We start from the raw sequence: 20,556 nt of genomic DNA, 5'->3' as shown, positions 1-20,556 counted from the left end.
GTGCAGGTGTGGTTTCTTCTATCATCGCTTAATTGAGGGATATTGATAAATGGCAAACCAAAAAATCCGTATCCGCCTGAAAGCTTATGACTACAGTCTGATTGACCGTTCTGCACAAGAAATCGTTGAAACTGCTAAACGCACTGGTGCTGTTGTTAAAGGTCCGATCCCTTTGCCAACTAAAATCGAACGTTTCAACATTTTGCGTTCTCCTCACGTGAACAAAACTTCTCGTGAACAATTGGAAATCCGCACCCACTTGCGTCTGATGGACATTGTGGACTGGACTGATAAAACTACTGATGCACTGATGAAACTGGATCTTCCAGCAGGTGTAGATGTAGAAATTAAAGTTCAATAAGAACTAAAAAACCGAACAGCTTAGCTGTTCGGTTTTTTATAAAATTCTTAGGCCGTCTGAAAATTTCTGATATTTTGTAGTATTCTTCAGAAAAAAAGAGGGGCTTAAGAAGTTAAATTGAAATTTTTGTTGATATTTCTTTGAGTTGTCAATTATAATGGCGGACTTGGTACATCCGTATCAAGTTTAACTTTGTCTGAAAGGCAGGCCAATCGTAGCCCGCCCCTTTACTTAAAAAGGAAAATAATCATGACTTTAGGTCTGGTTGGACGCAAAGTTGGTATGACTCGCGTGTTCGACGAACAGGGTGTTTCTGTTCCGGTAACTGTTTTGGATATGTCTGCCAACCGCGTTACACAAGTAAAATCCAAAGATACTGACGGCTACACTGCTGTACAAGTTACCTTTGGTCAGAAAAAAGCTAATCGTGTCAACAAAGCTGAAGCTGGTCACTTTGCGAAAGCAGGTGTTGAAGCCGGCCGTGGTTTGGTTGAATTTGCTTTGACTGAAGAGAAGCTGGCTGAATTGAAAGCCGGTGATGAAATTACCGTTTCCATGTTTGAAGTTGGTCAATTAGTGGATGTAACCGGTACCTCTAAAGGTAAAGGTTTCTCTGGTACGATCAAACGTCACAACTTCGGTGCTCAACGTACTTCCCACGGTAACTCCCGTTCGCACCGTGTTCCTGGTTCTATCGGTATGGCACAAGACCCTGGTCGAGTGTTCCCTGGTAAACGTATGGCAGGTCAATACGGTAACACTAAAGCAACTGTTCAAAAATTGGAAGTTGTACGTGTTGATGCTGAACGCCAACTCTTGTTGGTTAAAGGTGCTGTTCCGGGTTCGGTTAACAGCGACGTCGTGGTTCGTCCTAGCGTGAAAGTAGGTGCGTAATGGAATTGAAAGTAATTGACGCTAAAGGACAAGTATCTGGCAGCTTGGCTGTTTCTGATGCTTTGTTTGCTCGCGAATACAATGAAGCTCTGGTTCACCAACTGGTTACTGCTTACTTGGCAAATGCCCGTTCTGGCAACCGTGCTCAAAAAACTCGTGCCGAAGTAAATCACTCTACTAAAAAACCATGGCGCCAAAAAGGTACCGGCCGTGCTCGTTCTGGTATGACTTCTTCTCCGCTGTGGCGTAAAGGTGGTCGTGCATTCCCAAACAAACCTGACGAAAACTTTACTCAAAAAGTGAATCGTAAAATGTACCGTGCCGGTATGGCGACTATTTTGTCCCAATTGGCTCGTGACGAACGTTTGTTTGCAATCGAAGCATTGACTGCTGAAACTCCTAAAACTAAAGTTTTTGCCGAACAAGTGAAAAACTTGGGTTTGGAGCAAGTTCTGTTTGTAACTAAACAGCTCGACGAGAATGTTTACTTGGCTTCACGCAACTTGCCTAACGTATTGGTTTTGGAAGCCCAACAAGTTGATCCTTACAGCTTGCTGCGTTACAAAAAAGTCGTTATCACTAAAGATGCAGTTGCACAATTAGAGGAGCAATGGGTATGAATCAACAACGTTTGACTCAAGTAATCTTGGCACCTATCGTTTCTGAAAAAAGCAACGTATTGGCTGAAAAACGTAACCAAATGACGTTTAAAGTTTTGGCAAATGCAACTAAACCTGAAATTAAAGCAGCAGTTGAGTTGCTGTTCGGTGTCCAAGTTGCAGACGTTACTACTGTTACCATTAAAGGTAAAATTAAACGTTTTGGTCGCACTTTAGGTCGTCGCAGCGATGTTAAAAAGGCTTACGTAAGCCTGGCTGCCGGTCAAGAGTTGGATTTGGAAGCCGCTGCTGCAGCTGCAGATAAGGAATAAACAAAATGGCAATCGTTAAAATGAAGCCGACCTCTGCAGGCCGTCGCGGCATGGTTCGCGTGGTAACAGAAGGTTTGCACAAAGGTGCACCTTATGCACCTCTGCTGGAAAAGAAAAATTCTACTGCCGGTCGTAACAACAATGGTCATATCACTACCCGCCATAAAGGTGGTGGCCATAAACACCATTACCGTGTTGTAGATTTTAAACGTAACAAAGACGGTATCCCTGCAAAAGTAGAGCGTATCGAGTATGACCCTAACCGTACTGCATTTATCGCATTGTTGTGCTATGCAGATGGTGAGCGTCGCTACATCATTGCTCCTCGTGGTATTCAGGCCGGCGCAGTATTGGTTTCTGGTGCTGAAGCTGCTATCAAAGTAGGTAACACTCTGCCGATTCGCAATATTCCAGTTGGTACAACTATTCACTGTATTGAAATGAAACCAGGTAAAGGTGCACAAATTGCCCGTTCAGCTGGTGCTTCTGCGGTATTGCTTGCAAAAGAAGGTGCTTATGCTCAAGTTCGTTTGCGTTCTGGTGAAGTGCGCAAAATTAGCGTAAATTGCCGTGCAACTATCGGTGAGGTTGGTAACGAAGAACAAAGCCTGAAAAAAATCGGCAAAGCTGGTGCTAACCGCTGGCGTGGTATTCGTCCGACCGTTCGTGGTGTTGTCATGAACCCTGTCGATCACCCACATGGTGGTGGTGAAGGCCGTACTGGTGAAGCTCGCGAACCGGTTAGCCCATGGGGTACTCCTGCTAAGGGCTACCGCACTCGTAATAACAAACGCACGGATAACATGATTGTTCGTCGTCGTTACTCAAATAAAGGTTAATTAGTATGGCTCGTTCATTAAAAAAAAGCCCATATGTAGACCTGCATTTGCTGAAAAAAGTAGATGCTGCTCGTGCAAGCAACGACAAACGCCCAATTAAAACTTGGTCACGTCGTTCTACCATTTTGCCTGATTTCATTGGTCTGACTATCGCTGTACATAACGGTCGCACTCACGTGCCTGTGTTTATCAGTGACAACATGGTTGGTCATAAATTAGGTGAGTTCTCATTGACCCGTACCTTTAAAGGCCACTTGGCCGATAAAAAGGCTAAAAAGAAATAAGGTGAATCATGAGAGTAAGTGCACAACATAAAAATGCCCGTATTTCAGCTCAAAAGGCTCGCTTGGTAGCTGATTTGATTCGTGGTAAAGACGTTGCCCAAGCTTTGAATATCTTGGCATTCAGCCCTAAAAAAGGTGCTGAGCTGATTAAAAAAGTATTGGAATCAGCAATCGCTAATGCCGAGCACAACAATGGTGCTGACATTGACGAACTGAAAGTGGTAACTATCTTTGTTGACAAAGGCCCAAGCTTGAAACGTTTCCAAGCTCGTGCCAAAGGTCGCGGTAACCGCATCGAGAAACAAACTTGTCATATTAATGTGACAGTGGGCAACTAAGGAAAAGCTATGGGACAAAAGATTAACCCTACAGGCTTTCGCCTGGCGGTAACTAAAGACTGGGCTTCAAAATGGTTTGCTAAAAGCACCGACTTTTCAACTGTTTTGAAACAAGATATTGATGTTCGTAATTACTTGCGCAAAAAATTGGCAAATGCTTCAGTTGGTCGCGTAGTAATCGAACGTCCTGCTAAATCTGCACGTATCACTATCCACTCTGCTCGTCCAGGTGTGGTTATTGGTAAAAAAGGTGAGGATATCGAAATCTTGAAACGTGACTTGCAAGCTCTGATGGGTGTGCCAGTTCATGTAAATATTGAAGAGATTCGCCGTCCTGAGTTGGATGCGCAAATTATTGCTGATGGTATTGCTCAGCAACTTGAAAAACGCGTCCAATTCCGTCGTGCAATGAAACGTGCAATGCAAAATGCAATGCGTTCTGGTGCCAAAGGCATCAAGATCATGACTTCAGGCCGTCTGAATGGTGCTGATATCGCTCGTAGCGAATGGTACCGTGAAGGTCGCGTACCTTTGCATACTTTGCGTGCGAACGTAGATTATGCAACTAGCGAAGCGCACACTACTTATGGTGTACTGGGTCTGAAAGTTTGGGTTTATACAGAAGGTAATATTAAATCTTCTAAACCTGAGCATGAGAAGAAACAAAGAAAGGCAGGTGGACGTAATGCTGCAGCCAACTAGACTGAAATATCGCAAGCAACAAAAAGGTCGTAACACCGGTATTGCTACTCGCGGTAACAAAGTAAGTTTCGGTGAGTTCGGTTTGAAAGCCGTAGGCCGTGGTCGTTTGACTGCCCGCCAAATCGAAGCTGCTCGTCGTACTATGACTCGTCATATTAAACGTGGCGGTCGCATTTGGATTCGTGTATTCCCTGATAAACCAATTACTGAGAAACCTATCCAGGTTCGTATGGGTGGCGGTAAAGGTAATGTGGAATATTACATTGCTGAAATTAAACCAGGCAAAGTATTGTACGAAATGGACGGTGTTCCTGAGTCTTTGGCTCGTGAAGCATTTGAATTGGCCGCTGCCAAATTGCCTATTCCTACAACCTTTGTGGTAAGACAGGTGGGTCAATAATGAAAGCAAATGAATTGAAAGACAAATCTATTGAGCAATTAAACTCTGATTTGTTGGACTTGTTGAAAGCTCAGTTTGGCTTGCGCATGCAAAATGCAACCGGTCAGTTGGGTAAATCTAGCGAGTTGAAACGTGTACGTCGCGATATTGCTCGTATTAAAACCATTTTAACTGAAAAAGGTGCTAAGTAATGAGCGAAGCTAAAAATGTTCGTACTTTGCAAGGCAAAGTGGTAAGCGACAAAATGGACAAAACTGTTACAGTATTGGTTGAGCGTAAAGTTAAACACCCTCTGTACGGTAAAATCATTCGTTTATCAACTAAAATCCATGCACATGATGAAAGTAATCAATATGGCATCGGTGACGTAGTGGTAATCGAGGAATCTCGTCCTTTGTCAAAAACCAAGTCTTGGGTTGTCAAAGAATTGGTTGAGAAAGCACGTACTGTTTGATTTAAAATACAGTAATGCAGCTTAATAAGAAACGAAGTCTTGCAGCAAAATTAATTTGCGTGTAAACTTCGTTTCTTATCTTCCAGCTTCTTATGGAAGTTTCTCTCCCTTCGGGATCCAAGACTGGTTTACTAGAACCGTGATGGTTTCATTTAATAAGCAGCTTAAAGTAAGGTGCGAGTTATATGAAAGTGGTAAATTAAGTTGGTTAATTTAAAGGTACTAATATGATTCAAATGCAGACCATCTTAGATGTGGCTGATAACTCTGGTGCGCGTCGCGTGATGTGTATCAAGGTATTAGGCGGATCTAAGCGTCGCTACGCTTCTGTTGGCGATATTATTAAAGTTGCAGTTAAAGATGCAGCCCCACGTGGTCGTGTCAAAAAAGGTGATGTATACAATGCGGTAGTTGTTCGTACTGCTAAGGGTGTGCGTCGTCCTGATGGTGCGCTAATTAAATTTGATAACAACGCTGCTGTGTTATTAAATAATAAACTTGAACCTCTGGGTACTCGTATTTTTGGCCCGGTAACCCGTGAATTGCGTACTGAGCGATTTATGAAAATCGTTTCATTGGCGCCTGAAGTATTATAAGGAATAGCGCGATGAATAAAATCATTAAAGGCGATCAGGTTGTAGTGATTACCGGTAAAGATAAAGGTAAGCAAGGTCAAGTAGTTCGAGTGTTGGGTGATAAAGTTGTTGTTGAAGGTGTGAATGTTGTGAAACGCCATCAAAAACCTAATCCAATGCGTGGTATTGAGGGTGGCATTATTACTAAAGAAATGCCTTTGGATATTTCTAATATTGCAATCCTGAATCCGGAAACTAATAAAGCAGACCGTGTTGGTATTAAGCTGATTGAAAATGAAGGCAAAGTTAAACGCGTTCGTTTCTTCAAATCAAATGGCTCTATCATTGGAGCATAAGGAGATAACATGGCTCGTTTGAGAGAGTTTTATAAAGATACAGTTGTTCCTGAATTGGTTAAACAATTTGGTTACAAATCAGTAATGGAAGTTCCACGTATTGAGAAAATCACCTTGAATATGGGTGTGGGTGAAGCTGTTGCTGATAAAAAAGTTATGGAGCACGCTGTTTCTGATTTAGAGAAAATTGCTGGTCAAAAACCAGTTGTTACTGTTGCTCGTAAATCTATCGCAGGTTTCAAAATCCGTGATAACTATCCAGTTGGTTGCAAAGTAACATTGCGTCGTGATCAAATGTTTGAATTCTTAGATCGTTTGATTACTATTGCATTGCCTCGCGTACGTGACTTCCGCGGTGTAAGCGGTAAATCATTTGATGGTCGTGGCAATTACAATATGGGTGTTCGTGAGCAAATTATTTTCCCGGAAATTGAATACGATAAAATTGATGCTTTGCGTGGTTTGAATATTACTATTACAACTACTGCAAAAACTGATGAAGAAGCGAAAGCTTTGTTGTCACTGTTCAAGTTTCCGTTTAAAGGATAATCATGGCTAAGAAAGCACTTATTAATCGTGAGCTGAAACGTCAAGCATTGGCGAAAAAGTTTGCAGCTAAACGTGAGGCAATTTTCGCTGTTATTAATGATGCTAATGCGACTGAAGAAGAACGCTTTGAAGCACGTTTGAAATTTCAATCCATTCCGCGTAATGCAGCACCTGTACGTCAACGTCGTCGTTGTGCTTTAACAGGTCGTCCTCGTGGCACTTTCCGTAAATTTGGTTTGGGTCGTATTAAAATCCGTGAAATCGCTATGCGTGGCGAGATTCCTGGTGTTGTTAAAGCTAGCTGGTAATAGGAGTATAAATAATGAGTATGCATGATCCTATTTCCGATATGTTGACTCGTATTCGCAATGCGCAACGTGCTAATAAAGCAACTGTTGCCATGCCTTCTTCAAAATTGAAATGTGCAATTGCAAAAGTTCTGAAAGATGAAGGCTATATCGAGGATTTTACGGTTTCTGCTGATGCAAAACCGGTATTGGAAATTCAATTGAAATACTATGCAGGTCGCCCTGTGATTGAGCAAATTAAACGTGTTTCACGTCCTGGTTTGCGTATTTACAAAGCATCAAGCGAGATCCCTAGCGTAATGAATGGCTTGGGTGTTGCTATTGTTAGTACTTCTAAAGGTGTGATGACTGATCGCAAAGCCCGTTCTGAGGGTGTTGGTGGTGAGTTGTTGTGCATCGTAGCCTAGTGGAGAAATGTAAATGTCACGCGTCGCAAAAAACCCAGTGACTGTTCCTGCTGGTGTAGAAGTAAAATTCGGAACAGATGCATTGGTAATCAAAGGTAAACATGGCGAATTGTCCTTTCCTTTGCATTCCGATGTTGCTATTGAACTAAACGATGGTAAATTGACTTTTGCTGCAAAAAATGACAGTAAACAGGCTAATGCTATGTCTGGTACTGCTCGTGCATTGGTTAATAACATGGTTAAGGGTGTTTCTGAAGGTTTTGAGAAAAAACTTCAATTGATTGGTGTGGGTTATCGTGCCCAAGCGCAAGGCAAAGTTTTGAACTTATCTTTGGGTTTCTCTCATCCAATCGTATATGAAATGCCTGAAGGTGTTTCTGTTCAAACTCCTAGCCAAACAGAAATCGTTTTGACTGGTGCAGATAAACAAGTGGTTGGCCAAGTCGCTGCTGAAATTCGTGCATTCCGTTCTCCTGAGCCTTATAAAGGCAAAGGTGTTCGTTATGTAGGTGAAGTAGTAGTGATGAAAGAAGCCAAGAAAAAATAATTGAGGTTCACTAATGGATAAACATACAACCCGACTCCGTCGTGCACGCAAAACCCGTGCGCGTATTGCGGACTTGAAAATGGTAAGATTATGTGTGTTCCGCAGCAATAATCATATTTATGCTCAAGTAATTAGTGCTGAAGGTGATAAAGTATTGGCTCAAGCCTCTACATTGGAAGCTGAAGTACGTAGTAGCCTGAAATCAGGTAGCAACGTTGAAGCAGCAGCTGTAGTTGGTAAGCGTATTGCTGAAAAAGCTAAAGCAGTAGGTGTTGAAAAAGTTGCTTTTGACCGTTCAGGTTTCCAATATCACGGTCGTGTGAAAGCTTTGGCTGAAGCTGCACGTGAAAATGGTTTAAGCTTCTAATATTTGGAGACTTTCAGATGGCAAAACATGAAATTGAAGAACGCGGTGACGGCCTGATTGAAAAGATGGTCGCAGTTAATCGCGTGACTAAAGTAGTTAAAGGTGGCCGTATCATGGCTTTCTCTGCACTGACTGTTGTTGGTGATGGTGATGGTCGCATCGGTATGGGTAAGGGTAAATCAAAAGAAGTGCCAGTTGCTGTTCAAAAAGCAATGGATCAAGCACGCCGCTCTATGATTAAAGTACCTTTGAAAAATGGTACTATTCATCATGAAGTTATTGGTCGTCATGGCGCTACTAAAGTATTTATGCAACCTGCTAAAGAAGGTAGCGGTGTAAAAGCTGGTGGTCCAATGCGTTTAGTATTTGATGCTATGGGTATACATAATATCTCAGCTAAAGTGCATGGTTCCACTAACCCTTACAATATTGTACGTGCTACATTAGACGGTTTGTCTAAACTGTATACCCCTGCTGATATTGCTGCTAAACGTGGCTTGACAGTAGAAGATATTTTGGGAGCTAACCATGACTGAGCAAAAAAAGATTAAAGTTACATTGGTTAAGAGCCTGATCGGTACAATTGAATCTCATCGTGCTTGTGCTCGTGGCTTAGGTTTGCGTCGCCGTGAGCATACAGTAGAGGTTTTGGATACCCCTGAAAACCGTGGTATGATCAATAAAATCAGCTACTTGTTGAAAGTGGAGTCTTAATATGTTTTTGAATACTATTCAACCTGCTGAGGGTGCTACTCACGCTAGTCGTCGTGTAGGCCGTGGTATTGGTAGTGGCCTGGGTAAGACAGGTGGTCGTGGCCATAAAGGTCAAAAAAGCCGTGCTGGCGGTTTCCACAAGGTAGGTTTTGAAGGTGGTCAAATGCCTTTGCAACGCCGCCTGCCTAAGCGTGGTTTCAAATCTTTGACTGCTGCCGCTAATGCTGAAGTTCGTTTGAGTGAGTTGAATCTGATTGCTGTAAACGAAATTGATGTTTTGGTTCTTAAACAAGCTGGTCTGATTCCTGCGACTGCTTCTAATGTAAAAGTTATTGCTTCTGGTGAAATTTCAAAAGCGGTTACCTTGAAAGGTGTAAAAGCTACTAAAGGTGCTAAAGCTGCAATTGAAGCTGCTGGTGGCAAAGTAGAAGAATAAGGCTTGCACTATAGTGGCTAATCAACAATCTTTATCAGGATTATCCAAATTTGGAGATCTGAAAAAACGTCTAGTGTTTCTATTAGGAGCTTTAGTCGTTTTCCGTATTGGTGCTCATATACCGGTACCGGGCGTAGATGCTGTTGCATTAGCTAAGTTATACGAAGGCGCTGCAAACGGCATATTCGGAATGTTAAATATGTTCTCGGGTGGTTCGTTGGAGCGCTTTAGTATATTTGCAATCGGTATCATGCCTTATATTTCATCGTCGATTATTGTTCAGCTTGCTTCGGAGATCATTCCTTCTTTAAAAGCTTTAAAAAAGGAAGGTGAGGCTGGTCGGAAAATAATTACGAAATATACTAGGTATGGGACGGTATTATTGGCTGTATTACAAAGCTTTGGTGTTGCAACATTTGTTTATCAACAAGGAGTTGTTGTAACAAGTTCGCTTGAGTTTCATATTTCTACAGTAGTCTGTTTGGTTACAGGTACGATGTTTTTGATGTGGTTGGGGGAGCAGATTACCGAGCGTGGTATCGGTAATGGTATTTCCTTAATTATTACAGCAGGTATTGTATCGGGTATTCCATCTGGTATTGTTCGGTTGTTGACTTTGACTGAACAAGGCTCTATGAGTATGTTAATGGCAGTATCCATTGTTATTGGTATTTTGCTGTTGGTCTATGCTGTAGTATATTTTGAAAGTGCTCAGCGTAAGGTTCCTGTGCATTATGCTAAAAGGCAATTTGGCTCTGGAATGATGCCAGGACAAAGCATTCATATGCCGTTCAAGCTAAATATGGCCGGTGTTATTCCTCCTATTTTTGCTTCCAGTATTATCCTTTTTCCATCTACTCTTTTAGGTTGGTTTGGTTCAAATAGTACGAATTCTATTCTTCACAAGGTTGCTGCAATGCTGCAACATGGGCAACCTTTGTATATTGTATTATTTGCAACAACTATTATTTTCTTCTGCTATTTCTATACTGCTTTAGTATTTAGCCCCAAAGAAATGGCTGAGAATTTGAAGAAAAGTGGTGCATTTGTACCTGGTATTCGCCCAGGTGAGCAAACCTCTAGATATTTGGAAAAAGTTGTACTGAGACTGACATTATTTGGTGCTTTGTATATCACTACAATCTGTCTAATACCTGAATTTTTAACGACAGCATTGAATGTGCCTTTCTATTTAGGCGGAACGTCTTTGCTTATCTTGGTTGTCGTTACAATGGATTTTAGGACGCAAATCAATTCCTACGTAATGAGTAGTCAGTATGAAGATTTGATGAGTCGTCCAGATATGAAATCTTTATCACGTAAGTAGGCTTATGGCTAAAGAAGATACCATACAGATGCAGGGTGAAATCCTTGAGACTTTGCCCAATGCAACGTTTAAAGTAAAACTGGAAAATGATCATGTAGTACTTGGTCATATCTCTGGAAAAATGCGAATGCACTATATCCGTATTTCTCCAGGTGATAAGGTAACAGTTGAACTAACTCCTTATGATTTAACCCGTGCTCGGATTGTTTTCCGAGCAAGATAAACGATAAAAGGAAATAAAATGCGTGTACAACCTTCTGTAAAGAAAATTTGTCGCAATTGCAAGATTATTCGTCGTAATCGTGTAGTTCGCGTAATTTGTACTGACCCACGTCACAAACAACGTCAAGGCTAAGAAGTTAGTTTTCTTAACTCTTGATTTTGTGGTATAGTGACATACTTTGCCCTAAAAAGGAAAAAATATGGCTCGTATTGCAGGGGTAAATATCCCTAATAATGCCCATATCGTAATTGGTCTTCAGGCTATTTATGGTATTGGTGCGACTCGTGCTAAATTGATTTGTGAGGCAGCAAATATTGCTCCTACTACTAAAGCAAAAGATTTGGACGAGGCTCAATTAGACGCTTTGCGTGAGCAAGTTGCTAAATATGAAGTTGAAGGTGATTTGCGTCGTGAAGTAACGATGAGCATTAAACGACTGATGGATATGGGTTGCTATCGTGGCTTCCGTCATCGTCGTGGCTTGCCTTGTCGTGGTCAACGCACTCGCACAAATGCCCGTACCCGTAAAGGTCCGCGCAAAGCGATTGCCGGTAAGAAATAAATTTTAAGGAATTTGATTAATGGCTAAAGCAAACACAGCTTCGCGTGTACGTAAAAAAGTACGTAAAACCGTAAGCGAAGGTATTGTGCACGTTCATGCATCTTTCAACAATACCATCATTACAATCACTGACCGTCAAGGCAATGCATTGTCTTGGGCTACCTCTGGCGGCGCTGGTTTTAAAGGTTCTCGTAAAAGTACACCATTTGCAGCACAAGTTGCAGCAGAAGCAGCTGGTAAAGTTGCCCAAGAGTATGGCGTTAAAAATTTAGAAGTCCGCATTAAAGGCCCTGGCCCTGGTCGCGAATCTTCTGTACGTGCTTTAAACGCTCTTGGTTTCAAGATTACCAGCATTACTGACGTTACCCCGTTGCCTCATAACGGTTGCCGTCCGCCTAAAAAACGTCGTATTTAATATTGGAGTGATTTAAAACATGGCACGTTATATTGGCCCTAAATGTAAATTAGCACGTCGCGAAGGTACGGATCTGTTTTTGAAGAGCGCACGTCGCTCTTTGGATTCAAAATGTAAAATGGATTCTGCACCTGGTCAGCACGGTGCGAAAAAACCACGTTTGTCAGACTACGGTTTGCAATTGCGTGAAAAACAAAAAATCCGTCGTATTTATGGCGTGTTAGAACGCCAATTCCGTCGTTATTTTGCGGAAGCTGATCGTCGTAAAGGTTCTACCGGTGAATTGCTGTTGCAATTGCTGGAGTCCCGTTTGGACAATGTCGTTTATCGTATGGGTTTTGGCTCTACCCGCGCTGAAGCACGTCAATTGGTTTCTCATAAAGCTATCGTTGTAAACGGTCAGGTTGTTAATATCCCTTCTTTCCAAGTTAAAGCAGGCGATGTTGTAGCTGTTCGTGAAAAAGCTAAGAAACAAGTGCGTATCCAAGAGGCATTGAGCTTGGCTACTCAAATTGGCTTGCCAAGCTGGGTATCTGTTGATGCCGACAAATTGGAAGGTGTATTCAAAAATATGCCGGATCGCTCAGAATTGTCTGGCGATATTAATGAACAGCTGGTGGTAGAGTTCTACTCTAAATAATGCTAGCTCAATGAGGGACAGTTAAATGCAAAATAGCACAACCGAATTTTTGAAACCTCGTCAAATCGATGTAGATACCTTGTCTTCTACTCGAGCTAAGGTGTCTATGCAGCCATTTGAGCGTGGTTTTGGTCATACTTTAGGTAATGCTTTGCGTCGTATCTTACTGTCATCCATGAATGGCTTTGCCCCAACTGAAGTAGTTATTTCAGGCGTATTGCACGAATACTCTACTATTGATGGTGTTCAAGAGGATGTTGTTGACGTTCTCTTGAATATCAAAGGTATCGTATTTAAGCTTCACGGTCGTAATCAAGTTCAGTTGACTTTGAAAAAAGCAGGTGCCGGTGCTGTTGTAGCCGGTGATATTGATTTGCCACATGATGTGGAAATCATCAATCCTGAACATGTTATTTGCCACTTGTCCGACAATGGTCAAATCGACATGGAAATTAAAGTAGAGCAAGGTCGTGGTTATCAATCTGTTTCAGGTCGTCGCGTATTGCGTGATGAGAACAAACAGATTGGTGCGATTCAGTTGGATGCGAGCTTTTCGCCCATCAGTCGTGTTAGCTTTGAAGTTGAACCTGCACGCGTAGAGCAACGTACGGATTTGGATAAATTGGTTTTGGATATTGAAACCAATGGTTCTATTGATCCAGAAGAAGCTGTACGTAGTGCCGCACGTATCTTAATTGACCAAATGTCTATTTTTGCAGATCTGCAAGGTACTCCGGTTGAAGAGGTTGAAGAAAAAGCGCCTCCTATCGATCCTATCTTGCTGCGTCCTGTGGATGATTTGGAATTAACCGTACGTTCAGCTAATTGTCTGAAAGCTGAAGATATTTACTATATTGGCGATTTGATTCAACGTACTGAAACTGAGCTTCTCAAGACCCCTAATTTGGGTCGTAAATCTTTGAATGAGATCAAAGAAGTGTTGGCCTCTAAAGGTCTGACATTAGGTTCTAAATTAGAAGCTTGGCCGCCTGTAGGCTTAGAAAAGCCGTAAGTTTGAAGATTAAAGGATAATGACATGCGTCATCGTAATGGCAACCGCAAATTAAACCGTACTAGCAGCCACCGCGCTGCGATGCTGCGCAATATGGCGAATTCCTTGTTGACTCACGAAACCATCGTGACAACTTTGCCTAAAGCAAAAGAATTGCGCCGCGTAGTTGAGCCCTTGATTACCTTGGGTAAAAAACCTTCTTTGGCAAACCGTCGTTTGGCTTTTGACCGCACTCGCGATCGTGATGTTGTAGTTAAATTGTTTGACGAATTGGGTCCACGCTTTGCTGCTCGTAACGGCGGCTATGTTCGTGTACTGAAATACGGTTTCCGTAAAGGCGACAATGCTCCTTTGGCATTGGTTGAATTGGTTGATAAAGCAGCTGATTCTGCTGAATAAGCAAATTAATATGAAAGCACTACCTATTTAGGTAGTGCTTTTTTCATTTAGGAAGTCTCTATTTTATTTTGCAACACTACAAATTTATTGTTTCGTTCAATGGGGAGATATAGTTGTAGCTCCCTTTCTCATTTCGCAGTGCTACAATGTCTCAATGGGAAACCCTTATTATGTAAGGGTTTCCCGTTTTATTTTGTCTAAAAAAGCGGCTTTAAAATAATAATAGTTGGTCGGAATTTACCCTTTTTTCTTGGGTTTCAGCTCTCCCAATAGTAGTTTCATGGTGGCATATTGCTTTTCTGTTACTTCCAAACAGCGGATGGAACCCTCTTGCGGCAGGTTTGCACATAGCCTATTGTGGTGTTTTTGCAACGAGTCTCGACCTTTGATAATACGGCTGTATACGGAAAGTTGGAGCATTTGGTATCCATCTTTTAATAGAAACTGGCGGAATTGATTGGCAGCTTTGCGCTTGGCCGCCGTGGTAACAGGTAGGTCGAAGAAGACGATAATCCTCATAAATTTGGCCTCATTCATATTGATATTCTTTCAATGGCAAGATTTCAGGTAATTCCAGCTGTTTGGCGTTTTTGTCGGCTACGCTGGCTTGAAATGAAGAAACCATTTTGTCGATGGCAGCCAAGGTGCTGAAGTGCTGCCGTTCGATGCAGATTTGACAGTGAAGGGTCTTGATAAGGTTTTGTTTGATGCCGGGGTCAGTTCAGTCTTCAGACGGCCTGTAATGTCTTCATCGGTTTTGAATAGGGAGAATGCCGTGCCGATTTCATCTTGTAATTCGGGAGAAAGGTTTAATGGGGATTTTTTGTCTTTCAAACCTTCTTTTTCCAGCGCACGGCTGATGGCGTGGTAGGCCTTCATTTCCATCAATGTTGAGGCTTCGGCATTGTCTTTGCCGTAACGCAAGCCTTTGAAAAAGGCGGTATCTTTTAAACCCAGCAGCTTACGGGCTTGTGCGTAAGTCAGTTTGGATTTTCTGTATGGCTCGTCCATAAGCGTGGCGCGTTCGGTATTGGTCAATGGCCGCTCGCTGCCTTGCTCTAAAATACGCAGGTTGTTCAGCTTGGTCAGCCAGATGAAACGTTCGGCTGTGTAGGTGTTTTTAGCGGCTTTCGGCTCTGTCGGTTCGAAGGTGCAATGCCCCAACATTTTTTGAACAGCATCGCCTGACAAGGCAGGGCGTTGCGTCATCAGCAGGGTTTCGATACCTTCTTTAAGGCCGTCTGAAAAGATGTGCCGCAACGCTCTGCCCCTTAAGGCTTCTGCTTTAAGGGGCATCGTTTTGTCTAAATGGCAGGGATTAAAAAGGCCGTCTGAAGTTTCAGACGGCCTTTGGTTTTACCAGATATCGGATTTGATTTTGCGTTTCAAGCCAGGGTGTTCGGAGAGTTTGAACTCTGGGTCTTTGCCCATTTTCAGCTTGGCTGTGTAGTCTTTCAACAGCAGGAAGGCAAGTGGGGACAGGAGCAGGATGGCAACGAGGTTAATCCATGCCATGATGCCCATGGCCATGTCTGCCATATCCCATACCAAGGGTACGTTGGCAACTGCGCCGAAGTAGACCCATGCCAAAACCAGCATACGGAAAACGGCGGTAACCAGCCAATGGCTCTTGATGAATTGGACGTTGGACTCGGCATAGGCATAGTTGCCGATAACGGTTGAAAAGGCAAACATAAACAGGATGGCAGCAAGGAAGCCCGCGCCCCATTCGCCTACCTGGCTGACGATTGCCGCTTGGGTCAGCGCCGCACCGCTCAGGTCGCCGTAAGGCTGTTGATAGGTCAAGACGATAAAGGCGGTGCATGAGCAGACGATGATGGTATCGACGAAAACGCCCAGCATTTGAATCATGCCTTGGGAGACGGGGTGTTTTACTTCGGCTGCGGCTGCGGCGTTCGGCGCGGAACCCATACCCGCCTCATTGGAATACAGGCCGCGTTTGATACCCTGCATCATGGTGGTCGAAATCAGACCGCCGAGGAAACCGCCTGCAGCCGAATCAAAGTTGAACGCGTTGGAGAAAATCTGACCGAACACGCCAGGAATCAGGGAAATATTGGTAGCAATGATGAAGAGTGCTATGACGAGATATAAAACCGCCATCAGCGGAACGATAATTTCCGCGGCTTTAGATACGCGACGGATACCGCCGAAGATAATCGGGGCAGTCAGAATGACCAGGGCGACACCGACATAGTGTTGATCCCAGCCCCATGCCGCTTTGGTGGTATCGGCGATGGTATTGGTCTGTACGGCTTCAAATACAAAGCCGAAACAGAAAATCAGGCTCAGGGCGAACAAAATGCCCAGCCATTTTTGTCCCAGGCCTTGAGTGATGTAGTAGGCAGGACCGCCGCGGAAGTGGTGGTTGTCGTAGTCCCGGACTTTAAAGAGTTGGGCCAGTGAAGATTCGACAAACGCCGAACTCATGCCGATTAAGGCGGTTACCCACATCCAGAATACCGCGCCCGGCCCGCCGAGTTTGATGGCAATCGCCACGCCGGCGATGTTGCCTACGCCTACGCGGCTGGCCAAGCCGGTAACGAATGCTTGGAACGGTGTGATTCCGTGCGGATCATCACCTTGTTTGCGGCCGCCCAGCATTTCTTTGATACTGCGCCCAAAGAGGCGGAATTGTACAAAACCGGTGGTAATGGTAAAAAATAGGCCTGCGCCTAAAAGCATATATACCAATCCCGACCACATTGGGTCGTTGATGGCGTTTACCCAGCCGTGAAGCTGTTCGAAAAATTGATCCATACAAACCTTTCAGAGTTTCTGCATTTTCAGACGGCCTGTGCGTGGAGGCTGTCCGTAATTGGATGTATTCTAGCAGACTGTCAACAAACTGAAAAACGTTTACATATTCTTTTTTATATTATGCTTTTGATTATCATGGAATTTTATTATCATGATGTAAAGGAATTATCGATTTGAATTCTACCGTTTTACATATTTGAACAAAAAGGCCGTCTGAAAACAGAGTCTTGTTTTCAGACGGCCTAGATTTTATTTCAATGTATTATTCGGGACGCATTTGCGGGAACAGAATCACGTCGCGGATGGTTTGCGAATCGGTCAGCAACATTACCAAGCGGTCGATGCCGATGCCGCAACCGCCTGTCGGAGGCAGGCCGAATTCCATCGCGCGGATGTAGTCGGCATCGTAGTGCATGGCTTCGTCGTCGCCGGCATCTTTTTGTGCCACTTGCGCTTTGAAGCGTTCGGCTTGGTCTTCCGGATCGTTCAACTCAGAGTAGCCGTTTGCCAGCTCACGGCCGACAACGAACAATTCGAAACGCTCGGTCAAACCCGGTTTGCTGTCGGATGCGCGTGCCAATGGCGACACTTCGACAGGGTAGTCGATGATGAAAGTCGGGTTCCACAGTTTGCCCTCGGCGCAACCTTCAAACAGGGCCAGTTGCAGGCTGCCAATGCCCGGGGACGGCGGCAGGCTTTCGCCGTGTTTGACGATTTCTTTTTTCAGCCATTCTTCATCGTTTAACTGCTCGTCGGTGTAGTGCGGATTGTATTTTTTGATGGCTTCGAGAATGGTCAGGCGTTCAAACGGGCTTTCCAAATCGACTTCTTTGCCGTTGTAGCTGATTTTCGCCGTGCCGTTGACCGCGCGGGAAGCGTTGCGGATGATGTCTTCCGCCATTTGCATCATGCGTTCGTAGTCGGAGAAGGCTTCGTAGAATTCGATCATGGTGAATTCGGGGTTGTGGCGCACGGACATGCCTTCGTTGCGGAAGCTGCGGTTGATTTCAAACACGCGTTCCAAACCGCCGACAACCAAGCGTTTCAGGTACAGCTCGGGCGCGATGCGCAGGTAGAGCGGGATGTCCAAAGCGTTGTGGTGGGTCACGAAGGGTTTCGCCGTCGCACCGCCAGGAATCGGGTGCATCATCGGGGTTTCAACTTCGAGATAATGCTCGTTCACCATGAAATTGCGCACGGATTGGATGATTTGGCTGCGTTTGATGAAGGTATTGCGCGATTCTTCGTTGGCAATCAAATCGACGTAGCGTTGACGGTATTTGGTTTCCTGATCGCTCAAGCCTTTGTGTTTGTCCGGCAGAGGGCGCAGGGATTTAGACAGCAGGCGGATATCGGACACGCGCACGGTCAATTCGCCGTGGTTGGTTTTGAACAAAGTTCCTTTCGCGCCGACGATGTCGCCCAAGTCCCAGTGGTTGAAGTCGTCCAAAACTTCTTGGCTCACGCCTTTGTTGTTCAGATAAAGTTGGATTTGACCGGTCACGTCTTGAATGGTGGCGAAGCTGGCTTTGCCCATTTGACGTTTGAGCATCATGCGGCCGGCCACTTTGACGGGAATGCCTTGCGGGTCGAGTTCTTCTTTGCTGATTTCGCCGTATTGGGTATGCAGGTCGGCGGCAAAGCTGTCGCGTTTGAAATCGTTAGGGTAGGCGTTGCGTTCTTTGCGGATGTTGTGCAGTTTTTCGCGGCGCAGGGCGATGATTTGGTTTTCGTCCAATTGCGGCTCGATTTGAGGATTGTTTTGTTCGCTCATGATGTTTTCCGGGAAAATAAGTCAGGCTGCCCAAGTGTTCAGACGGCCTGAATAAAGTGAAAAATTGGCTCTATTTTACGCGATGTCGGTATTTTTTTCTATAAAGGCAGAAAGGCCGTCTGAAACTTGAAAAATCAGCTTCAGACGGCCTTTTGTTTCATGAAGGGCGGTATCGGTGGTTAGATATCGGTTTCCAAATAAACAACTTGGGTTTGCAGATATTCTTCCAGACCGTGTTTACCGTCGGCGCCGCCGATACCTGATTTTTTCCAACCGGCATGGAAGCCTTGCATGGCTTCGAAGTTTTCGCGGTTGATGTAGGTTTCGCCGAAACGCAGGCGGCGGGTTACATAAAATGCTTCATTCAGATTGGTGGTATAGACGGAGCTGGTCAGGCCGAACTCGCTGTCGTTTGCCAAAGCGATGACTTGGTCGAGCGTGTCGAAAGTGGCAACCGGCAGGACTGGGCCGAAGGTTTCTTCTTTCATGATGTCCATGCTGTTGTCGGTATCGGTCAGCAGGGTAGGTTCGAAGAAGTAGCCTTTGCCGTCGGCACGTTTGCCGCCGCAGACCAGTGTCGCACCTTGTTTGACGGCGCGTTCCACTTTTTCGGCAACGGCTTTGACAGCGCGCTCTTCAATCAGCGGCCCCATTTCCAGTGCGCCGGGTTCGGCCTCGGCCGGGTTGCCGTAGCGAACGCCTTTCATGGCGGCAGTCATTTTTTCAATGAACGCGTCTTTTAGGCTGCTGTGGACATACACGCGCTCGGCGCAGTTGCAGATTTGGCCGGTGTTGCCGACGCGCGAAGCCAAGATGGATTTCACTGCCAAGTCCAAATCCGCGTCTTTCAAAACGATGGCAGGGGCTTTGCCGCCGAGTTCCAATGAGACTTTGGTAATGTTGGTGGCGGTGGCTTCCATTACTTGGCGGCCTGCTTCTACAGAACCGGTCAGGCTGACCATGTCGACTTGCGGATGTGATGCCAAGGCATTGCCGATTTCCGCACCCGGGCCGTTGACGACGTTGAATACGCCGGCCGGTAAGCCTGAAGCGTGAACGATTTCAGCAAAGATGTGGCAGTTGATCGGGGTGACGCTGCTTGGTTTGACGACGATGGTATTGCCTGTTACCAAAGCCGGGCCCATTTTGCGGGCGATCAGGAAGAAGGGGAAATTCCACGGCAAAATGCCGGCGATTACGCCCAAAGGACGTTTGAACAATAAAATGTTTTCGCGCGGGCGGTCGCTTTGGATGATTTCGCCTTCATAACGGCGCGCCCATTCGGCTTGGTAATCGAGATAGTCGGCAGTGAACATAACTTCTATGCGTGCCAAGTCTTTGGTTTTGCCGCCTTCGGCGACAATGGTGTCGGTCAGCTCGTCGGCACGTTCGCGTATGCCTTGGGCGATTTTGCGCAAGTATGCGCCGCGTTCAACAGCAGGCAAACGCTCCCATGCGGCTTGCGCCTCTCTGGCGGCAGCAACGGCACGGTCAACATCGGCTTTTCCGCCTTTAGGCTCGCGCGCGATGACTTCTTCGGTTGCCGGATTCAATACATCGCGCCATGTGCCGTTAAAATCGGTTTCAAAACGGCCGTTGATATACATAGACAGTTGTTTCATCAAACTTTCTCCTATTGTTGTAGTTGAATGTAGTTTTAGTCTATGCCTAAATTGTCTGGCATACAAGAGTATTTAGAGTGGGTTGACGGTAGGTATTTGGAAGTTTTTAGAAAAAGTTGATGGAAGGGGGAGTCGGGCTTGGTTGATTAAAGGTGGGTTGGTGCTGGTGTGATGCGTTGGGTAACGTTCATGCGCGGCATTGGGACAAAGCCTGTATATGGCTTGATTTTGAAGATAGGGGAGGCATCGTATGGAGAAGGGTTTGATAGGGATGTAAAAAAACCTGCTTTTTTCAAAGCAGGTTTTTATATTTGGTGGGTCGTGAGCGATTCGAACGCT

At 44.7% G+C, this 20,556-nt stretch carries 32 protein-coding genes, 1 tRNA gene and 3 pseudogenes (1 of these 36 only partly in view); 29 read left to right on the top strand and 7 right to left on the bottom strand.

What is annotated here, in order from left to right; translation table 11 throughout:
- The first annotated feature begins 49 nt into the window (after positions 1-49).
- The 29 genes from rpsJ (at position 50) to rplQ (ending at position 14,040) form a co-directional block, all read left to right on the top strand.
- The gene (gene rpsJ, locus HMPREF2711_RS01165) at positions 50-361 is read left to right on the top strand and encodes a 30S ribosomal protein S10 (RefSeq protein ID WP_002642322.1); all 312 of its coding nucleotides are present in this window, start codon (positions 50-52) and stop codon (positions 359-361) included.
- 249 nt (positions 362-610) lie between these two features.
- Entirely contained in the window at positions 611-1,255 is a 645-nt protein-coding gene (rplC, locus tag HMPREF2711_RS01160; RefSeq protein WP_003749272.1) for a 50S ribosomal protein L3, read from the top strand.
- Entirely contained in the window at positions 1,255-1,875 is a 621-nt protein-coding gene (rplD, locus tag HMPREF2711_RS01155) for a 50S ribosomal protein L4 (RefSeq protein WP_003684798.1), read from the top strand. Before rplC ends, rplD begins: the two co-directional genes overlap by 1 nt.
- Positions 1,872-2,186, top strand: coding sequence for a 50S ribosomal protein L23 (gene rplW / locus HMPREF2711_RS01150; RefSeq protein ID WP_003749274.1), 315 nt, complete (start codon positions 1,872-1,874; stop codon positions 2,184-2,186). Before rplD ends, rplW begins: the two co-directional genes overlap by 4 nt.
- A gap of 5 nt (positions 2,187-2,191) precedes the next feature.
- Complete coding sequence (gene rplB / locus HMPREF2711_RS01145) at positions 2,192-3,025, top strand: 50S ribosomal protein L2 (protein WP_003684813.1); 834 nt, start codon at positions 2,192-2,194, stop codon at positions 3,023-3,025.
- A 5-nt stretch (positions 3,026-3,030) separates the two neighbouring features.
- Positions 3,031-3,309 carry a 30S ribosomal protein S19 gene (gene rpsS / locus HMPREF2711_RS01140; protein WP_050167506.1) on the top strand — a complete coding sequence of 93 codons (279 nt, stop codon included), beginning with the start codon at positions 3,031-3,033 and terminating at the stop codon, positions 3,307-3,309.
- Positions 3,310-3,317: 8 nt separating this feature from the next.
- The gene (gene rplV, locus HMPREF2711_RS01135; RefSeq protein WP_003749277.1) at positions 3,318-3,647 is read left to right on the top strand and encodes a 50S ribosomal protein L22; all 330 of its coding nucleotides are present in this window, start codon (positions 3,318-3,320) and stop codon (positions 3,645-3,647) included.
- 9 nt (positions 3,648-3,656) lie between these two features.
- On the top strand, positions 3,657-4,349 hold the full coding sequence (rpsC, locus tag HMPREF2711_RS01130; RefSeq protein WP_003684753.1) for a 30S ribosomal protein S3: 693 nt from the start codon (positions 3,657-3,659) through the stop codon (positions 4,347-4,349).
- Positions 4,333-4,749: a 50S ribosomal protein L16 gene (gene rplP, locus HMPREF2711_RS01125; protein ID WP_003749279.1), complete on the top strand. Its 417-nt coding sequence runs from the start codon at positions 4,333-4,335 to the stop codon at positions 4,747-4,749. Before rpsC ends, rplP begins: the two co-directional genes overlap by 17 nt.
- Positions 4,749-4,940, top strand: a complete 192-nt coding sequence (gene rpmC / locus HMPREF2711_RS01120; RefSeq protein WP_003684705.1) for a 50S ribosomal protein L29 — start codon at positions 4,749-4,751, stop codon at positions 4,938-4,940. Before rplP ends, rpmC begins: the two co-directional genes overlap by 1 nt.
- On the top strand, positions 4,940-5,203 hold the full coding sequence (gene rpsQ / locus HMPREF2711_RS01115) for a 30S ribosomal protein S17 (RefSeq protein WP_003749281.1): 264 nt from the start codon (positions 4,940-4,942) through the stop codon (positions 5,201-5,203). The genes rpmC and rpsQ overlap by 1 nt, the downstream gene beginning before the upstream one ends.
- A 227-nt stretch (positions 5,204-5,430) precedes the next feature.
- Positions 5,431-5,799, top strand: a complete 369-nt coding sequence (gene rplN, locus HMPREF2711_RS01110; RefSeq protein WP_002215434.1) for a 50S ribosomal protein L14 — start codon at positions 5,431-5,433, stop codon at positions 5,797-5,799.
- An 11-nt stretch (positions 5,800-5,810) separates the two neighbouring features.
- Complete coding sequence (rplX, locus tag HMPREF2711_RS01105) at positions 5,811-6,134, top strand: 50S ribosomal protein L24 (protein WP_003684754.1); 324 nt, start codon at positions 5,811-5,813, stop codon at positions 6,132-6,134.
- Positions 6,135-6,143: 9 nt separating this feature from the next.
- Positions 6,144-6,683 carry a 50S ribosomal protein L5 gene (rplE, locus tag HMPREF2711_RS01100; RefSeq protein WP_003684750.1) on the top strand — a complete coding sequence of 180 codons (540 nt, stop codon included), beginning with the start codon at positions 6,144-6,146 and terminating at the stop codon, positions 6,681-6,683.
- Between the two features lie 2 nt (positions 6,684-6,685).
- Entirely contained in the window at positions 6,686-6,991 is a 306-nt protein-coding gene (gene rpsN / locus HMPREF2711_RS01095; RefSeq protein WP_003684736.1) for a 30S ribosomal protein S14, read from the top strand.
- Between the two features lie 14 nt (positions 6,992-7,005).
- Positions 7,006-7,398 (top strand): 30S ribosomal protein S8, encoded by a 393-nt coding sequence (rpsH, locus tag HMPREF2711_RS01090; protein ID WP_003749283.1) that lies wholly within the window; start codon positions 7,006-7,008, stop codon positions 7,396-7,398.
- Positions 7,399-7,411: 13 nt separating this feature from the next.
- A complete protein-coding gene (rplF, locus tag HMPREF2711_RS01085) occupies positions 7,412-7,945 on the top strand; it encodes a 50S ribosomal protein L6 (protein WP_003749285.1) in 534 nt (177 codons plus the stop codon).
- 13 nt (positions 7,946-7,958) lie between these two features.
- Positions 7,959-8,312 carry a 50S ribosomal protein L18 gene (gene rplR / locus HMPREF2711_RS01080; protein ID WP_003749287.1) on the top strand — a complete coding sequence of 118 codons (354 nt, stop codon included), beginning with the start codon at positions 7,959-7,961 and terminating at the stop codon, positions 8,310-8,312.
- Between the two features lie 17 nt (positions 8,313-8,329).
- The gene (rpsE, locus tag HMPREF2711_RS01075) at positions 8,330-8,848 is read left to right on the top strand and encodes a 30S ribosomal protein S5 (RefSeq protein WP_003684704.1); all 519 of its coding nucleotides are present in this window, start codon (positions 8,330-8,332) and stop codon (positions 8,846-8,848) included.
- Positions 8,841-9,026: a 50S ribosomal protein L30 gene (rpmD, locus tag HMPREF2711_RS10700; RefSeq protein WP_003684808.1), complete on the top strand. Its 186-nt coding sequence runs from the start codon at positions 8,841-8,843 to the stop codon at positions 9,024-9,026. Before rpsE ends, rpmD begins: the two co-directional genes overlap by 8 nt.
- Position 9,027: 1 nt before the next feature.
- Positions 9,028-9,462 carry a 50S ribosomal protein L15 gene (gene rplO / locus HMPREF2711_RS01070; RefSeq protein ID WP_003749291.1) on the top strand — a complete coding sequence of 145 codons (435 nt, stop codon included), beginning with the start codon at positions 9,028-9,030 and terminating at the stop codon, positions 9,460-9,462.
- Between the two features lie 13 nt (positions 9,463-9,475).
- Positions 9,476-10,789, top strand: coding sequence for a preprotein translocase subunit SecY (gene secY / locus HMPREF2711_RS01065; RefSeq protein WP_003749293.1), 1,314 nt, complete (start codon positions 9,476-9,478; stop codon positions 10,787-10,789).
- 4 nt (positions 10,790-10,793) lie between these two features.
- Complete coding sequence (gene infA / locus HMPREF2711_RS01060; RefSeq protein ID WP_003684714.1) at positions 10,794-11,012, top strand: translation initiation factor IF-1; 219 nt, start codon at positions 10,794-10,796, stop codon at positions 11,010-11,012.
- An 18-nt stretch (positions 11,013-11,030) separates the two neighbouring features.
- The gene (gene rpmJ, locus HMPREF2711_RS10695) at positions 11,031-11,144 is read left to right on the top strand and encodes a 50S ribosomal protein L36 (RefSeq protein ID WP_003697674.1); all 114 of its coding nucleotides are present in this window, start codon (positions 11,031-11,033) and stop codon (positions 11,142-11,144) included.
- A gap of 67 nt (positions 11,145-11,211) precedes the next feature.
- Positions 11,212-11,574: a 30S ribosomal protein S13 gene (gene rpsM / locus HMPREF2711_RS01055; RefSeq protein ID WP_003749295.1), complete on the top strand. Its 363-nt coding sequence runs from the start codon at positions 11,212-11,214 to the stop codon at positions 11,572-11,574.
- Between the two features lie 19 nt (positions 11,575-11,593).
- Positions 11,594-11,989, top strand: coding sequence for a 30S ribosomal protein S11 (rpsK, locus tag HMPREF2711_RS01050; protein WP_002216249.1), 396 nt, complete (start codon positions 11,594-11,596; stop codon positions 11,987-11,989).
- 19 nt (positions 11,990-12,008) lie between these two features.
- Positions 12,009-12,629 (top strand): 30S ribosomal protein S4, encoded by a 621-nt coding sequence (rpsD, locus tag HMPREF2711_RS01045; RefSeq protein WP_003749296.1) that lies wholly within the window; start codon positions 12,009-12,011, stop codon positions 12,627-12,629.
- A gap of 25 nt (positions 12,630-12,654) precedes the next feature.
- Positions 12,655-13,641 (top strand): DNA-directed RNA polymerase subunit alpha, encoded by a 987-nt coding sequence (rpoA, locus tag HMPREF2711_RS01040; protein ID WP_003749298.1) that lies wholly within the window; start codon positions 12,655-12,657, stop codon positions 13,639-13,641.
- A gap of 24 nt (positions 13,642-13,665) precedes the next feature.
- The gene (rplQ, locus tag HMPREF2711_RS01035) at positions 13,666-14,040 is read left to right on the top strand and encodes a 50S ribosomal protein L17 (protein ID WP_003684792.1); all 375 of its coding nucleotides are present in this window, start codon (positions 13,666-13,668) and stop codon (positions 14,038-14,040) included.
- 211 nt (positions 14,041-14,251) lie between these two features.
- Here rplQ and cas2 read toward each other — a convergent pair.
- The 7 genes and pseudogenes from cas2 to HMPREF2711_RS11170 all read right to left on the bottom strand — a co-directional run.
- A pseudogene (gene cas2 / locus HMPREF2711_RS01030) lies at positions 14,252-14,577 on the bottom strand (CRISPR-associated endonuclease Cas2).
- Positions 14,570-14,778 (bottom strand): annotated as a pseudogene (locus HMPREF2711_RS11175) (type II CRISPR-associated endonuclease Cas1); the annotation flags it as partial. The pseudogenes cas2 and HMPREF2711_RS11175, both read right to left, overlap by 8 nt.
- A pseudogene (locus HMPREF2711_RS01025) lies at positions 14,767-15,294 on the bottom strand (type II CRISPR RNA-guided endonuclease Cas9); the annotation flags it as partial. The pseudogenes HMPREF2711_RS01025 and HMPREF2711_RS11175, both read right to left, overlap by 12 nt.
- 102 nt (positions 15,295-15,396) lie before the next feature.
- Positions 15,397-16,821 carry an alanine/glycine:cation symporter family protein gene (locus HMPREF2711_RS01020; protein WP_003749304.1) on the bottom strand — a complete coding sequence of 475 codons (1,425 nt, stop codon included), beginning with the start codon at positions 16,819-16,821 and terminating at the stop codon, positions 15,397-15,399.
- 262 nt (positions 16,822-17,083) lie between these two features.
- Positions 17,084-18,595 carry a lysine--tRNA ligase gene (gene lysS / locus HMPREF2711_RS01015; protein ID WP_003749305.1) on the bottom strand — a complete coding sequence of 504 codons (1,512 nt, stop codon included), beginning with the start codon at positions 18,593-18,595 and terminating at the stop codon, positions 17,084-17,086.
- A 179-nt stretch (positions 18,596-18,774) separates the two neighbouring features.
- Positions 18,775-20,217, bottom strand: a complete 1,443-nt coding sequence (gene aldA / locus HMPREF2711_RS01010) for an aldehyde dehydrogenase (RefSeq protein WP_003749307.1) — start codon at positions 20,215-20,217, stop codon at positions 18,775-18,777.
- A 312-nt stretch (positions 20,218-20,529) separates the two neighbouring features.
- Positions 20,530-20,556, bottom strand: a tRNA-Lys gene (locus HMPREF2711_RS11170) (it continues 149 nt past the right edge of the window).

It is taken from the genome of Neisseria sp. HMSC070A01 (assembly GCF_001810165.1).
GTDB lineage: Bacteria > Pseudomonadota > Gammaproteobacteria > Burkholderiales > Neisseriaceae > Neisseria.
This window is presented reverse-complemented; position numbering and strand designations above follow the sequence as displayed.

Coding starts and splice junctions, on each gene's coding strand:
- rpsD (WP_003749296.1), top strand. CDS start 12,009: ATGGCACGTTATATTGGCCCTAAATGTAAATTAGCACGTCGCGAAGGT.
- rplC (WP_003749272.1), top strand. CDS start 611: ATGACTTTAGGTCTGGTTGGACGCAAAGTTGGTATGACTCGCGTGTTC.
- rpmJ (WP_003697674.1), top strand. CDS start 11,031: ATGCGTGTACAACCTTCTGTAAAGAAAATTTGTCGCAATTGCAAGATT.
- rplF (WP_003749285.1), top strand. CDS start 7,412: ATGTCACGCGTCGCAAAAAACCCAGTGACTGTTCCTGCTGGTGTAGAA.
- rpsN (WP_003684736.1), top strand. CDS start 6,686: ATGGCTAAGAAAGCACTTATTAATCGTGAGCTGAAACGTCAAGCATTG.
- rplP (WP_003749279.1), top strand. CDS start 4,333: ATGCTGCAGCCAACTAGACTGAAATATCGCAAGCAACAAAAAGGTCGT.
- rpmC (WP_003684705.1), top strand. CDS start 4,749: ATGAAAGCAAATGAATTGAAAGACAAATCTATTGAGCAATTAAACTCT.
- rpoA (WP_003749298.1), top strand. CDS start 12,655: ATGCAAAATAGCACAACCGAATTTTTGAAACCTCGTCAAATCGATGTA.
- rplO (WP_003749291.1), top strand. CDS start 9,028: ATGTTTTTGAATACTATTCAACCTGCTGAGGGTGCTACTCACGCTAGT.
- rpsH (WP_003749283.1), top strand. CDS start 7,006: ATGAGTATGCATGATCCTATTTCCGATATGTTGACTCGTATTCGCAAT.
- rpmD (WP_003684808.1), top strand. CDS start 8,841: ATGACTGAGCAAAAAAAGATTAAAGTTACATTGGTTAAGAGCCTGATC.
- rpsJ (WP_002642322.1), top strand. CDS start 50: ATGGCAAACCAAAAAATCCGTATCCGCCTGAAAGCTTATGACTACAGT.
- rplE (WP_003684750.1), top strand. CDS start 6,144: ATGGCTCGTTTGAGAGAGTTTTATAAAGATACAGTTGTTCCTGAATTG.
- infA (WP_003684714.1), top strand. CDS start 10,794: ATGGCTAAAGAAGATACCATACAGATGCAGGGTGAAATCCTTGAGACT.
- rpsQ (WP_003749281.1), top strand. CDS start 4,940: ATGAGCGAAGCTAAAAATGTTCGTACTTTGCAAGGCAAAGTGGTAAGC.
- aldA (WP_003749307.1), bottom strand. CDS start 20,217: ATGAAACAACTGTCTATGTATATCAACGGCCGTTTTGAAACCGATTTT.
- rplV (WP_003749277.1), top strand. CDS start 3,318: ATGAGAGTAAGTGCACAACATAAAAATGCCCGTATTTCAGCTCAAAAG.
- rplB (WP_003684813.1), top strand. CDS start 2,192: ATGGCAATCGTTAAAATGAAGCCGACCTCTGCAGGCCGTCGCGGCATG.
- rpsM (WP_003749295.1), top strand. CDS start 11,212: ATGGCTCGTATTGCAGGGGTAAATATCCCTAATAATGCCCATATCGTA.
- rpsK (WP_002216249.1), top strand. CDS start 11,594: ATGGCTAAAGCAAACACAGCTTCGCGTGTACGTAAAAAAGTACGTAAA.
- lysS (WP_003749305.1), bottom strand. CDS start 18,595: ATGAGCGAACAAAACAATCCTCAAATCGAGCCGCAATTGGACGAAAAC.
- rpsC (WP_003684753.1), top strand. CDS start 3,657: ATGGGACAAAAGATTAACCCTACAGGCTTTCGCCTGGCGGTAACTAAA.
- rplW (WP_003749274.1), top strand. CDS start 1,872: ATGAATCAACAACGTTTGACTCAAGTAATCTTGGCACCTATCGTTTCT.
- rplN (WP_002215434.1), top strand. CDS start 5,431: ATGATTCAAATGCAGACCATCTTAGATGTGGCTGATAACTCTGGTGCG.
- rplD (WP_003684798.1), top strand. CDS start 1,255: ATGGAATTGAAAGTAATTGACGCTAAAGGACAAGTATCTGGCAGCTTG.
- rpsS (WP_050167506.1), top strand. CDS start 3,031: ATGGCTCGTTCATTAAAAAAAAGCCCATATGTAGACCTGCATTTGCTG.
- rpsE (WP_003684704.1), top strand. CDS start 8,330: ATGGCAAAACATGAAATTGAAGAACGCGGTGACGGCCTGATTGAAAAG.
- rplR (WP_003749287.1), top strand. CDS start 7,959: ATGGATAAACATACAACCCGACTCCGTCGTGCACGCAAAACCCGTGCG.
- rplQ (WP_003684792.1), top strand. CDS start 13,666: ATGCGTCATCGTAATGGCAACCGCAAATTAAACCGTACTAGCAGCCAC.
- HMPREF2711_RS01020 (WP_003749304.1), bottom strand. CDS start 16,821: ATGGATCAATTTTTCGAACAGCTTCACGGCTGGGTAAACGCCATCAAC.
- rplX (WP_003684754.1), top strand. CDS start 5,811: ATGAATAAAATCATTAAAGGCGATCAGGTTGTAGTGATTACCGGTAAA.